Source organism: Streptomyces sp. NPDC047061 (assembly GCF_040643955.1).
Classification (GTDB): Bacteria; Actinomycetota; Actinomycetes; order Streptomycetales; family Streptomycetaceae; genus Streptomyces.
The window spans coordinates 166,632-179,825 of the sequence record NZ_JBEYVI010000012.1 but is presented as its reverse complement, the minus strand read 5'-3'; the positions used below and the strand labels follow the sequence as shown (position 1 = coordinate 179,825).

Sequence of the window (13,194 nt, the reverse complement as noted above, 5' to 3'; positions counted from 1 at the left end):
CTCAACCACCGGCCCCTGGGTCGAGAGTGCTGCCCGCGTCCTGCCGGTAGTCCATGCCCTGCCACTCGTCGAAGTCGAGCACCCGGCTCGGGTCGTAGGCGACGAACTCCCACGGTCCGAGGTAGGTGTTGTGGTGCCAGCGGTTGTCCTGCTTGTGGGTGATCGCCTCGGCCACCTTCTCGCCCTTGTACGGCGACCAGTCCGGATAGGTGCCGTAGTTGGACAGCACCGCCATGCGGTCGCACATCTCGGTGCACTTGACCACGGACTCGTCGAGCACGAAGCGGTTGTCGTGGATGTCCACGCGCTGCGTCTTCCATCGGCAGTCCGCGTAGAGCGGCGCCTTGTCGATCGCCGGCTTCGCGCAGCTTCGGGCGTTCTTCACCAGCAGCGTGCAGTCACCGGAGGAGGTGTTGGCCGGGCTGTTGCAGAAACGGTCGGCGTTCTCCCACAGGGTGATCCCGGACCAGTTGTTCTCCAGCACGTTCCGGTAGATCTCGATCTTGTCGGTGCGGGCCCGGACCCGTGGTTCGCCGCCGGACTCGGACAGGTAGATCGTCGCGTACGGGAAGTTGTCGCCGCGGTCGGCGTACCTGCGGCCCTCGACCCAGTTGTTCCGCCGGATCGTGTTGTTCCGGATGACCGCGTTGTAGCTGGTCTCGTAGATCAGCGCGGCACCGTCGTTGGCCTCGAGCACGTTGTTCTCGATGAGGAAGTCGTTGTTGTCGGTGTCCGCCCACAGCCCCGCTCCGTGGTTGCCGTGCACCCAGTTGCCGCGGATGTCCGCGCCGTCGACGGCCCAGAACTTGATGCCGCCGGTGCAGCCGCAACCCTCCTGCCTGCGTTCCCAGTTGTCGGTGTTGTTGCCGACGATCTCGTTGTCCTCGACCACCAGGCCGCTGATTCCGCCACCGCCCTTGTACGCATTCATTCCGTACTGTCCGTTGTCGCGCAGGCAGCTGGTGCGGACCTGCTGGTGGGCCCCGGCCATCAGCCCCGCCCCGGAGTTGTCCTGGATCGTCGCGTGCTCGATCACCCACCCGTCGGCCGAGTCGTGGTTGACCACGCCCTCGTTCTGCGGCGCGACGAACCGCTGCACGGTCAGGTAGCGGATGGTGACGTCGGGGGCGGTGCCCGCGAAGGCGTACTGGTTCTTCTTCCCGCCGTCGAGCACCGCGCCCGGCGCACCGAGGTAGTGGTCCCCCTTCTTGGGGATCACCTGGGCGTAGCGGTCCGGGGCGAGCCGGTGCTTGCCGGGCCGCAGCCAGAACGTGGTGTTCGGGGGGCTGTTCTTGGTCTTCGCCGCCAGGTCACCGACGACCGAGGGGTCGACCGTCACCGCGCCGGCCGGCGCCTTCGCCGGTCCGGCCGCGGGGTTGGCGCACACCCGGGCCACGGCCCGGGCCGCGGACGTGGACGGTGCGGCGGTCGGCTCCGCTGCCCGGGCACCCGACGTGCTGTCGCAGCCGGTCGCCGTCAGCAGGGCCAGCGCCAGCGCTGCCGCCGCCCAGTGCCGCCTCTTGATCACCACGTGCCCCCCCTAGCCGCCGAACCTGAGCACGGTGGTGAACCCGCGCGTGCCGTCTGCGGGTTCGGTGCCCGTGCCAGTTCCGGTGCCAGTTCCGGTGCCGATCAGCGTCGTGCTGGGTTCCTTGCGCCCGAAGCCCGCGGAGTACCAGCCCAGCGGCGGGGCGGTCTCCCCGCGGTGCGCCCGCCAGGACAGCTGCCCGGGCAGGTCGAGCACCGCGGAACGCCCCTCGCCGTCCCGGATCCAGGTGAGCACCGCCCGGTTCCCCACCAGGTCCGCGGCGATCTCCGGGCCGAGGTGGAAGGCCAGTTGCACGGTCCGGTACGGGCCGCGCACCTCGTCGACCACCTTCAGCTGCTGGCTCGCGGCCGTCAGCTCCACCCGGCGGCGGTGCACGGTGCCCTGGTATCCGTCGTGCTCGGCACACCAGCGGGCCACCCCCTCGCCCGACGTGTCCGCGGTCAGGACGCGGGTGCGGGCGTGCCGGGTCCACAGGAAAGGGCCGCCGGAGACGGACTGGTCGCCGCCGTCCAGTTGCAGCGTGTTGTGGCCGAGGGTGGAGCGGAAGTACTGCCGCCACTCGGGCTGCCCGTGGTAGCAGAACGTCCCGGGGTCGGCGAGCACGTCGACCCCGTCGTGCCGGACCTCCACGGACAGTGCGTCGGCGTGGGCGTGCGCGGCGATGGACAGGAAGCCGTGCGGGCCGCCGTCGCAGCGGCACCAGATCCCGCCCGGATCGCGCAGGACGGTGAGCCCCGCGTCGGCGAAGTGGTCCGGCCTGCTTGCCGGGCGGGACACGGCGGGTGCGGTTCCGTCTTTCGCGTACGGCCGGATGAGCGCGGCCAGCAGCGGGGTGCGCACATCGGTGCCGGTCACCGCCGGCCACCAGTCGAGGCGGCCGAACACGGCGTCGCCGGTGGCGAGGAGCGAGGCCCAGCGGTCGGTGCCCGCGCCGTCCACGACCAGGCCGTGTCCGTCGTCGGCGTCTCCCTGGCGCGGCGGCCGCAGCCGGTTGTCCACGACGGCCGCGAGGGCGTCGGTCATCCGCAGCAGCACCAGCCGGACGGACGGGGGGACCTGCACGCCCGCGGCATCCGCCTCGGCGACCGCGGCCAGGCCGAGTTCCAGCACGAGGCCGTGGTACTCGCTGGCCAGCTCGCGGTTGATGCCGGAGGGGAAGGTGTTGCTCCGCAGGTGCCGCTCCAGCGACCGCAGCGCGTCGGCCCGCCAGCGCGCCGAGGAGGGGAACCAGTCGAACGCGCAGGCCGCCGCGAGCTGTCCGGCGGCCTCGGCGACGACGTGGTTGTTCGCCGAGGAGCCCCGGCTGGGGAAGGATGCCAGCCAGCGCTGGTGGTACCAGATCTGGTTCAGCGCCACCGGGTTCTCCTCGAACAGCCCGGCCGCGCCCGGCCAGTCGTCGAGCAGCCGGCGGACCCACACCCAGGACAGCAGCCGGATGCCCAGCTCGATACCGCTGATCCAGTGCACGCCCTTCAGCGGCGGGTTGGCCGTCCACCACGACCGCAGGTGCTCGGCCACGCGCTCGGCGTACCGCTCGTTCCCGGTGACCGCGTAGGCGGCGGCGAGCACGGTGAGGTACTGGTGCCGGGACGGCTCCCAGATCTGCTTGATGTCCCCGACCACGTCCTCGTTGCGGTACGGCACGTCGAAGGCGTAGCCCCACGGGGCCCGGCGCCCGGTCTTCGGGTCGCACCACCAGTCCGGGTCGGTGAGGTCGTCGCGGACCACCCCGAAGTACTCGACATGCCCGTACATCAACCGGTCCGCCTCGGCGACGAGGCGTTTCGCGGCGTCCGGCGGCACCGCGGCGATCGTCCCGGCGGGGAGTACGGCGGTGAACCGGGCGCCGGTCACCTTCGGGGCGTCGGGCCGTGCGGACCGCCAGCGGCGTCTGCGCACCGTGTCGCCCGCCCGGCCCGCGATCTCCCGCGGCCCCATCCGGGACAGCCGTCGCAGGTACCAGCCTGCGCTCATGGTCATCAGGCCCTCGCCAACGTCACCGGCGCGCCGCCGGCCAGGCCGGCCTGCACGGCGAGGGTGGCCGCGGTGGTCGCGACCAGGGATTCGAGCGGCACCGGCATCGGCCCGCCGGTGCGCACGGCCTTGATGAACGCGGCCAGTTCGGCGTTCTGGCCCTTGTCCCGGGCCTTGGGCAGCCGCGAACTCACCCACCGCTTACGGCTGTACACCGAGGCCCGGACGAAGTCGTCGAGCCGCAGCACCTTGCCGTCCGCGACCAGGTCCAGCGTCTCCTTGGGGAAGCCGGGCGCGCCGGTGGTGACGTAGCTGATGGTGGCGGTGGACCCGTCCGGGTAGCGGAGCACGACCTGCAGGTCGTCGCTGCCGGCGGTGGCGACCGCGTAGACCGAGACCGGGTCGGCGTCGAGCAGCCAACTCGCCGTGTCGACGAAGTGGCCGCCCTCGCCGGCGAACCGCGAGCCCTCGGTGCCCTGCTGGAGGTACCAGCTGCCGTGCTGCAGCCGGCCCGCGTTGACCAGGTAGCGCAGGCTCGCCGGACCGGTCCGGGCGCCGAACCGCTCCTTGGCCTCCTGAAGCAGCGGCGCGAACCGGCGGTTGAAGCCGACCTGGAGCCGGTCGTTGCCGGACTCCTCCACCGCCGCGAGCACGCCGGCCAGTTCGTCCTCGGTGAGGGCCAGGGGCTTCTCCACGAACACCGTCTTGCCGGCCAGCAGTGCCTTGCGGGTCAGTTCGGCGTGCGAGCTGTGCCGGGTGACCACGAACACCGCGTCGACGGACTTGTCGCCGAGCACGGCGTCGAGGTCGGTGGTCGCCCCGGCGAAGCCGAACTTGCGCTGCGCGTTGGCCGCGGACAGCGCCGTCGTGGTGACGACCGTCGACAGCTCGACGCCCTCGCGCTGGGCCAGGTGCGGCAGCAGCATCGACGTCGCGTAGTTCCCCGCGCCCACGAACGCGAGACGCACCGGGGACTTGGCGGCCCGGACCGGGGCGGGCGTCGCCTCACCGCGGCGCACCGCGGGCACGGCCACCGACGGGGCCGCCGCCTCCCCTTCCCCTTCCGTGGTCTGCTCGGGGTACCGGAACAGCACGGCCACGGCCTTCAGTTCGCCGTCCTTCAGCCGCCGGTACGTCTCGACCGCGTCGTCGAAGTCGGCGACGTGGGAGACCAGGGGCTCCACGTCGACGCGGCCGCGGGCGACGAGGTCGAGGAAGCACGCGAGGTTGCGGCGCTCGGTCCAGCGCACGTAGCCGATCGGGTAGTCGCGTCCCTCCAGCTCGTACTCCGGGTCGTAGCGCCCGGGGCCGTACGACCGCGAGAACCGGACGTCGAGTTCCTTCTCGTAGTACGCGTTCCACGGCAGGTCCAGGCGGCACTTGCCGATGTCGACGACCCGGCCGCGGTCCCGGCAGAGCCGGGCGGCCAGCTCGACGGGCTGGTTGCTGCCGCCGCCGGCGGCCAGGTACACCTGGTCCACGCCGTGCCCGTCGGTGAGTTCGGCGACCGCGGCCTCCACGGCCGCGGAGGCGGGGTCGCCGCAGGCCACGGCGCCCAGGCGCTCGGCGAGTTCGCAGCGCGCCGGGTCGGGGTCGGCGCCGACGACGCGGACTCCGGCGGCGGTCAGGAGCTGGACCACCAGCTGCCCGATCAGGCCGAGGCCGATGACCAGGGCCACCTCGCCGAGCTGGGGCTCGCCCTGGCGGACGCCCTGCATCGCGATCGACCCGACCGTGCCGAAGGCGGCGTGCCGCGGCGCGAGGCCGTCCGGCACCGGGGTGTAGAGGTTCTTCGGCACCCAGTTCAGCTCGGCGTGCAGCGCGTGCTCGTTGCCGGCGCAGGCCACGAGGTCGCCGACCTTCACGTCGTCGACGCCGGCGCCGACCTGCTCGACCACCCCGCACAGCGAGTAGCCGAGCGGCGTGTAGGAGTCCAGCTTGCCCATCACCTTGCGGTAGGTGGCGGGCAGCCCGTTGGTGGCCACGCTCTGCATGACCTTGGCCACCTGGTCGGGGCGGGAGCGGGCCTTGCCCAGCATCGACATGCCGGCCTCGGACACCTTCATGAGCTCGGTCCCGGTGGAGATCAGCGAGTAGGCGCTGCGGACCAGCACACCGCCCGGCTTGCACCCCGGAACCGGAACGTCGAGCACCGCCAGCTCGCCGCTCTTGTAGTTCTGCACAACCTGCTTCACCCGAACTCCTGAATTCCTAAGCCGTCAACCGAGTGCTCTGGCCGGACCCGGAGGTCGCGTCGCGATACCAGTACTCGAGGGTCAGTACGTGCCACAGATGCTTGGAGAAGTCCTGCTGCCCGGCGGCGTCCTCGGCGACCATGCGCGCGAGTGCGTCACGGCGCAGGAACCCGGACCGGACGAGCTCGCCGTCGTTGACCACCTCGCGCACCAGCGGTGCCAGGTCCCGGCTCATCCAGGCCCGCAGCGGGGCGCTGAACAGGCCCTTGGGCCGGTACACGATCTCCCGGGGCAGGATCGAGGTGGCCGCCTCCTTGAGGACGGCCTTGCCCTGCCGTCCGGCGATCTTGCGGTCGCCGGGCACCGCGAACGCGGCCCTGACCACCTCGACGTCCACGTACGGCACGCGTACCTCGGTCGAGGCGGCCATGCTGGAGCGGTCCGTGTACGTGAGGTTCAGGCCCGGCAGGAACATCCGGGCGTCGGTGAGGCACATGCGGTTGACGAAGTCGTCGAGGTCGTTGTCCGCGTAGACGTCCGCGTGCTCGGTGAGCACGTCCTCGACCGTCCCGGCCAGGTCCGGGTCGAGCAGGGCGAGCAGCTCGTCCTGGTCGTACATGGTGTAGCTGCGCCGGAAGGCGGTCTCCTCCGGCAGGTCGGCGAAGGAGAGGAACCGCTTCGCGAAGCGCACCGACCGGTACCCGCGGCGACTGGTGGCGACCGGCAGCCGGTCCACGGCCGCGGACACCCCGCGCCGCAGGGGCCGCGGGACCCGCTGGTAGCGCAGCGCGATCAGGTTGGCCAGGTGCTTGCGGTACCCGGCGAACAGCTCGTCCGCGCCCATCCCGGAGAGCATCACCTTCACCCCGGCCTCTCGCGCGGCCATGCAGATCAGGTAGGTGTTGATCGCGGCGGGGTCGCCGATCGGCTCGTCCAGGTGGTACGTCATCTGCGGCAGCAGGTCGAGGACGTTCGGCGCGATCTCGATCTCGTGCAGGTCGACGCCGAACTGCTCGGCGACCTGCCGGGCGTAGCGCAGATCGTCCGGCATCGCCTCGAACTTCGCGTCCTCGGCGCGGAACCCGATCGTGTAGGCGGAGATCCCCGGCTGGTGGCGGGCCGCCAGCGCGGTGAGGTAGCTGGAGTCGAGGCCGCCGGAGAGGAAGGTCGCCACGGGTACGTCGGAGAGCAGGTGGCGCCGGGTCGACTCCTCGACGATCGCGGCCAGGTCCGGCGTCTCACCGGCCCGGGCCCGCTCCCGGCCCTCGGCGGCGACGTCCTTCAGGTTCCAGAACCGGCCGCGCTCCACCCGGCCGTCGGGCCGGCACCGCAGCCAGCTGCCCGGCTCCAGCTTCTCCGCCTCGCGGAACGCGCACCGTGAGTCCGGCACCCAGTAGTACAGCAGCGAGGCCACCAGCGCCGCGTCGTCCACCTGCAACGACCGGCCGGTGGCGACGGAGAGCGCCTTCAGCTCGGAGGCGAACACCAGGCCGCCGCCGCGCCGGAGCAGGAACAGCGGCTTGATGCCGAGCTGGTCGCGGGCGAGCACCAGGTCGCCGGTGCGCTCGTCGAAGACGCCGAAGGCGAACATGCCGCGCAGCCGGGGCAGGCAGTCCGTGCCCCAGCGCCGCCAGGCCTCCAGGAGCACCTCGGTGTCGGAGGTGCCGCGGAAGCGCACCCCGGTGGCTTCCAGCTCCGCCCGGAGTTCGGGCGCGTTGTACAGCTCGCCGTTGTAGGTCAGGACGAGGCCGTCCGAGACCATCGGCTGGGCGCCGGTGTCGGACAGGTCGATGATGGCCAGCCTGCGGTGTCCGAGGTGCACCTCGCCGTCGCCCACGGGGTGGCTGTACCGGCCCGAGCCGTCCGGACCGCGGTGGGCGAGGGTGTCGGTGAGCCGGTCGGTGACGATCTTTCCGTCCGGCCATCGGTAGGTGCCTGCGATGCCACACATGTGCTAGCGCACCTCCTGCTCGTTCTCCGGGCCGCGGGCGGCCCACACCGGCTGCCGCTCCGTCCGCCGCCGGCCCGTCCCCGACCCCGGCTGCGTGGCCGACCGCTCCGTCCCCGGCTGTGCGGCCGGCCGCTCGCTCCGGCCGCGCAGCGCGGTCTGCAGTCCGTCCCACAGGGTGCCGTCGGTGCGGTCCCGCGGGTCGGGGTCGATCAGCACCACACCGATCACCGGGATGCGCTGGTCCGCGAGTTGCCGGGCCACGGTGTGCAGCCAGGCTGCGCTGCCGTGTCCGGCCCGCACCACGAGGACGGTCTGGGTGCCGAGGTACTGGAGATCGGTCCACGCCGTGCCGGGCGCCACCGAGCCGACGCCGATCCTGCGCTCCTGGGGCGGCACGGTCGCGGCCTGCTCGGCGCCGACCACGGTCGGGTCGCCCGGCTTCTGGCGGCGGCCCGCCAACTGCCTGCCCGGCAGCGCGTCGACGACGGTCACCGGCCCCTCCGCCGCCAGGGCCCTGGCGAGGTCCAGGGCGATCACGCTCGCGCCGCGCGCACAGCCCAGTTCCAGCAGCGACACCGGTTCCGTGGAGCCGCGCAGGGTGCGGGCCAGGGACGCGGCAAGGCGTTCGCGGGTCAGCCGGGTCCGCCGGCGCCGCCACGGCCTGCCCGACCGGCGGGGCAGCTCCGCGATGACCGAGGCGCCCAGGTTCGCCGAGATGTCCCGGCGCAGCACGGGGCGGTCCGCCACCACCGTGCCGACCGCGGCCAGCGCGAGCCCGAGGAAGAGCCCGAGGACGAGGCCGATCGCGGAGTCGGTGGCGACGGCCTTGGGCAGGGAGTGCCGCAGTGCGCGCGGGGTGTCCACGATCTGCGTGCCGGCGACGACCTGGGGTGCGCCGGTCCGCGCGTCCGCGGCGCGCTCGTCGAAGTCGGAGATACGCGAGTTGAGTTCGGCACGGCGGGCGAAGAGCGACTCGAGGGTCGCCGACGCCTTCGGGTCGCTGTCCGCCTGCTGGTTCCCGATCTCCTTGTTGACCTGGGCGAGCTCGTCGCGCATGCGGTCGCGCTGGTCGAGCAGGGCCTGGGCCTCGGCCTGCGCGGTCCGCTGCATCCGCTGCACGTGGTCCGCGACGAACGCGTCGGCCAGCGCCTTGGCCCGGGCCACGGCCTGGGCGTCGGTGTCGCCGGTCACGGTGATCTGCAGCAGGTTGTTGGTCAGCCCGGCACCCTTGTACTCCTGCAGGAAGTCCTCCGGTTTCTCGGCGGACTTGAGGGACCGCAGGGCCTTGCCGGCGATCTGTGTGGTCTGGAGCAGCTGGACGTCGGTGCGGATCAGCGTTCCGGTGTCGTTCGGCTGGTCCGCTTCGTGCGCGACCAGTACTTCGGTCACCGCGGTCGGCGCCGGCGGCATCGCGACCGCCAGCCCGGAGCCCCCCAGCAGGCCGAGGAGTGCCGTGGCGTACCAGAGGCGGCGGCGCCTGCGCACCGACACCACCAGGGCCTGAAGGTCGAGAAGCGGAGCGGCGGCCGACGACTCCGCGGTCGTGCTGGTCGTCACGCTGAACCTCCTGTGGCCTGGCCGCGAACCGCGAGTGCGAGAGTGGCGTCGTCCGGCGGGTGGTGGCCGGCGGACCGGGTCTCACGGGCGCGGACCGGGTCGGCGACGACGATGCCGAGGACCTCGTGCCGGCCGTCCGCACACGCCTCGGCGATACCGGCGAGCTCCTCCGCGGTCCAGCTGCCCGCGCTGAGGACGACGAGGGCGCCGGACTCGGTGTCGCGGTCCGGCACGATCGGCCGGTCCACCGAGACCTCCACCACCCGCAGCTGCGGATCGCTCTTGGCCTCGGCGGCGAGCTGTCCGGCGGCCCGGCGGGCGGTCTCGTCGCCGTCCGGTACGACCACCAGCAGGCGCCGGGGGGCGGGCAGTTGGTCACGGAGGCGGGCGCACACCCGCCGGTAGCGGATACGTCGAGCGGCCTCGTCGTCGGACCTCGGCGGGGTCGGCAGGTCCCACCGGGTGTCGGCGCCGAGGAGCCGGTGGAGCCGGCTGCGTCGGGCGCCGCCCTCCGGCTGGTGCGCGCCGCGCCCTCCGTCGGGCACCTCCACGGTGCCCAGCAGCGCCGAGCCCAGCGCCGCGGTGATCTCCGGTTCGGTGCGCAGCCGGCGGTTCATGCGTGCGGCGGCGAGGTGGCCGACGACCGCGAGCAGGAGGAACAGCAGCGCTCCGGCGGCGATGAGCTGGATCCTCGTCGGCGGTGCCTGGCCGGTCGGCCGGGCCGACGGCCCCATGACGACCATGCCGGCCTTGTTGGTCGCCGGGTTGGCCTCGTCCAGCTTCGTCATGGCCTCCTCCAGCGAGGTGCTCAGCTTCTCGAGCTCCGTCCGGGCCTGCACGCCCTCCACGGTCTGTCCCGGATCGGCCGCGTCGGCCAGCTCGGTGATGCGGCGGTTGGCCTCCTCGACCTGCTTGCGCAGCGCCTCGGACTCCGTGGCTGCCGCGGAGTCGGTGCCGCCGCCCGCGATCCGCGAGGCGAACTTGACGAACTGCTGGGCCACTTGGTCGGAGAGCTGCTGCGCCCGCTTCGGGGTGTCGGCCGTGCCGGAGATCTTGATGATGTTCCCGTCGGCGGCCGAGGCGGTCACCTGGTCGCGCAGTTCGGCATTGCTGACGTCCGTCCAGCGGAGCGTGGCGGCCGCGCGGTCGACCACCGTCGAACTGGTCGCGATGTCGACCTGGGTCAGCAGCTCACGTTCTTCCCACTGCCCTGGCAGCAGGACCGACGCCGACGTCGTGTACGTCGGTGGGAACACCACCGAGGCGCCGTAGCCGACGAGTGCGCCCACGACGGCGAAGGCGGCCAGAAGCCGCCAGCGCCGGCGGAACATCCGCCCGATGGTGACCAGACGTATCGATTCCTCGCTCAACTGCGCTGCCTCTTTCTTGTTCGAACCTGATCGGCCGCCGACACCGGGGTGTGGTCACGGCAGGCGGCTGCGTAGGCAGCAAGCAGCGACGCTTGCGAGTTGCGCCAGGAGAGCGGTCCGCTCACCCGCTCCTGGCCGATCTTGCCCATCCGGGCCCGCTTGTCCGGGTCGTCCAGGAGCAGCGCGACGAGCCCGGCGAACTCGGCCTCGTCGTTGGCGGGCGCGTAGACGGCGGCCTCACCGGCGGAGACGCGCGCCTCCTTCAGGTCGAAGGAGACGATCGGCCGGCCCATCGCCATGTACTCGAGGACCTTGTTCATGGTCGACACGTCGTTGAGCGGATTGCGCGGGTCGGGCGAGAGGCAGACGTCCGCGGTGGACAGGTAGCGCACCAGGTCGGCGTCCGGGATGCGCCCGGTGAACTGCACCTGGTCGTCGAGCCCGAGCCGCCGGGACAGCTCCGTCATCGCGTCGAAGGCGTCGCCGGAGCCGACGAACACCGCGTGCCAGTCGGTCCGCCCGAGCTCGTCGCGGAGCTTCGCGAGGGCCCGCAGGGCGTAGTCGACGCCGTCCTGGGGGCCCATGACGCCGAGGTAGCACAGCAGATGAGGCTTGCCGCGCTTCAACTCCTCCTCCGGCGGCACCGGTTGGAACCGCTCGATCGCGGGCGCGCTGCGCACCACGAAGACGTCCTCCGGTCGCCGGCCACCGCGGCTCACCGCGACGTCCCGGTAGCTCTCGTTCGTCGCGAGGACGATGTCCGCGGCCCGGTAGGTCCGCCGTTCCAGCGCGCACACCGCGCGGTAGAGCAGGTCCTTGCCGCGGTCGAACCGGGAGAGGTACAGCTCCGGTACCAGGTCGTGCTGGTCGAAGACGAACCGTGCGCCGCGCCGCTTGAGCCACAGGGCCGGCAGGAAGAGCAGGTCGGGCGGGTTGCAGGCGTGGACCACGTCGACCGGGCCGACCTTGCGGGCCAGCCGGGCCGTGTGCCAGAGCGCCGAGCCGTACTCCTTCAGGTAGCCGGCCGGACCTCCGGTGGCCGCGCGCAGCGGGTAGCGGTGGATCCGCACCCCGTCGATCTCCGCCTCCGGCTCCGTGTCGCGTTTGGTGCCCTGCGGGCAGATGACGTGCACCGTCCAGCCCGCGTCGCGCAGTGTCGTGCACTCCTGCCAGACCCGCCGGTCGAAGGGCACCGACAGGTTCTCCACCAGGATCAGCGCGCGCCGGTCGGTCCCGTCGCGGCTGGTTGTGTTACCAAGCAAGGCCCATGTACCCCGGTTCGGTCCGGCGCGTCTCGGCGTCGGGCAGGCGGATGAGATCGACGATCACCGGTCCGTCGCCGTGCGGCAGCGCCGCCAGCACGGCCGGGTCCTTGGTCCCGACCAGGCAGACCTCGGCGTGTTCGAGCACCTCGTCGACGGAGTCGGCGAGCAGTTGCGCGAGGTGCGGCAGCCGGCTCTCGATGTACTCGCGGTTCGCGCCGAGCAGCCGGGAGAGGCTCACGTTGGCGTCGTAGATCTTTATGTCGTAGCCCTTGCCGAAGAGCCGCTCCGCCAGCTCGACGAGCGGGCTCTCGCGGAGGTCGTCGGTGCCGGGTTTGAAGGACAGCCCGAACAGGCCCACCCGGCGTTTGCCGGTGCGCTCGACCAGGTCCACCGCGCGCTGCAGATGGTCGGAGTTGGAGGTCAGCACGTGGGCGAGGATGGGGACGGAGACATCGGCCCGCTGTGCCGCGTGGACCAGGCTGCGCAGGTCCTTGGGCAGGCAGGAGCCGCCGAAGGCGAAGCCGGGCCGCAGGTAGGCGGGGCTGATGTTCAGCTTGCGGTCGGCCAGGAACACGTCCATCACCTGGTGCGAGTCGACTCCGAGCGCCTGGCACACCGCGCCCAGCTCGTTCGCGAAGCCGATCTTGAGGCCGTGGAACGCGTTGTCCGCGTACTTGATCGCCTCGGCCGTCGGAATCGGCACCCGGAACACCTCGCCGGGCAGGGCGTCGTACAGCGCCAGCACCGCGTCGCCGCTCGCCGGGTCGAGCTCGCCGACGACGGTCTTGGGCGGGTCGAAGAAGTCCCGCACGCTCGTGCCCTCGCGCAGGAACTCCGGGTTGACCGCGACCCCGAAGTCCACCCCGGCCGTGGAGCCGGTGTTCTTCTCCAGGATCGGTACCAGCAGGTTCAGGCAGGTGCCCGGGAGCATGGTGCTGCGGAACACGACGGTGTGCCGCCCGCCCCGTTCGGCCAGCGCGGCGCCGATCTCCTCGGTGACCCGCTCCAGGTAGGTGGTGCACAGGCTGCCGTTGGGCTCCGACGGGGTGCCCACACAGACCAGCGAGATCTCGCTGTCCATGATCGCCTCGCGGACGTCGCCGGTGGCGCGCAGGGCTCCGGTCCGCACGACCTCGGCGATGAGCTCGCCGATACGTTCCTCCACCACCGGAGCCTTGCCGTCGTTGACCAGGTCGACCTTGACCTGGTTCACGTCCACCCCGATGACCTCGTGGCCCATGCCGGCCAGGCACGCGGCTGATACGCAGCCCACGTAGCCGAGCCCGAAAACGCTGACTCTCATGACCCGTCTCTCCCCCCAGGCAGGCCCTTG

At 72.1% G+C, this 13,194-nt stretch carries 8 protein-coding genes; all 8 read right to left on the bottom strand.

Translation table 11 applies throughout. The features are described 5' to 3' along the window. Position 1: 1 nt before the first annotated feature. The 8 genes from ABZ887_RS19785 to ABZ887_RS19750 are packed head-to-tail and all read right to left on the bottom strand — an operon-like array spanning position 2 to position 13,164. Positions 2 to 1,531 carry a right-handed parallel beta-helix repeat-containing protein gene (locus ABZ887_RS19785; RefSeq protein ID WP_361290906.1) on the bottom strand — a complete coding sequence of 510 codons (1,530 nt, stop codon included), beginning with the start codon at positions 1,529 to 1,531 and terminating at the stop codon, positions 2 to 4. A 9-nt stretch (positions 1,532 to 1,540) separates the two neighbouring features. Beyond that, positions 1,541 to 3,529 (bottom strand): alginate lyase family protein, encoded by a 1,989-nt coding sequence (locus ABZ887_RS19780; protein ID WP_361290903.1) that lies wholly within the window; start codon positions 3,527 to 3,529, stop codon positions 1,541 to 1,543. After that, on the bottom strand, positions 3,529 to 5,718 hold the full coding sequence (locus ABZ887_RS19775; RefSeq protein ID WP_361290900.1) for a bi-domain-containing oxidoreductase: 2,190 nt from the start codon (positions 5,716 to 5,718) through the stop codon (positions 3,529 to 3,531). The genes ABZ887_RS19780 and ABZ887_RS19775 overlap by 1 nt, the downstream gene beginning before the upstream one ends. Before the next feature lie 16 nt (positions 5,719 to 5,734). Next, positions 5,735 to 7,669 carry an asparagine synthase (glutamine-hydrolyzing) gene (gene asnB, locus ABZ887_RS19770; RefSeq protein ID WP_361290896.1) on the bottom strand — a complete coding sequence of 645 codons (1,935 nt, stop codon included), beginning with the start codon at positions 7,667 to 7,669 and terminating at the stop codon, positions 5,735 to 5,737. Between the two features lie 3 nt (positions 7,670 to 7,672). Then, entirely contained in the window at positions 7,673 to 9,226 is a 1,554-nt protein-coding gene (locus tag ABZ887_RS19765) for a Wzz/FepE/Etk N-terminal domain-containing protein (protein ID WP_361290893.1), read from the bottom strand. After that, positions 9,223 to 10,596 carry a Wzz/FepE/Etk N-terminal domain-containing protein gene (locus ABZ887_RS19760; protein ID WP_361290890.1) on the bottom strand — a complete coding sequence of 458 codons (1,374 nt, stop codon included), beginning with the start codon at positions 10,594 to 10,596 and terminating at the stop codon, positions 9,223 to 9,225. Before ABZ887_RS19760 ends, ABZ887_RS19765 begins: the two co-directional genes overlap by 4 nt. After that, positions 10,593 to 11,858, bottom strand: coding sequence for a glycosyltransferase family 4 protein (locus ABZ887_RS19755; protein WP_361290887.1), 1,266 nt, complete (start codon positions 11,856 to 11,858; stop codon positions 10,593 to 10,595). The genes ABZ887_RS19760 and ABZ887_RS19755 overlap by 4 nt, the downstream gene beginning before the upstream one ends. Continuing rightward, positions 11,848 to 13,164 (bottom strand): nucleotide sugar dehydrogenase, encoded by a 1,317-nt coding sequence (locus tag ABZ887_RS19750; RefSeq protein WP_361290884.1) that lies wholly within the window; start codon positions 13,162 to 13,164, stop codon positions 11,848 to 11,850. The genes ABZ887_RS19755 and ABZ887_RS19750 overlap by 11 nt, the downstream gene beginning before the upstream one ends. Positions 13,165 to 13,194: the final 30 nt, after the last annotated feature.

Bases quoted from the DNA above. Each gene is read 5' to 3' on its own strand.
- ABZ887_RS19780 (WP_361290903.1), bottom strand. From the start codon at position 3,529: ATGACCATGAGCGCAGGCTGGTACCTGCGACGGCTGTCCCGGATGGGG.
- ABZ887_RS19750 (WP_361290884.1), bottom strand. From the start codon at position 13,164: ATGAGAGTCAGCGTTTTCGGGCTCGGCTACGTGGGCTGCGTATCAGCC.
- asnB (WP_361290896.1), bottom strand. From the start codon at position 7,669: ATGTGTGGCATCGCAGGCACCTACCGATGGCCGGACGGAAAGATCGTC.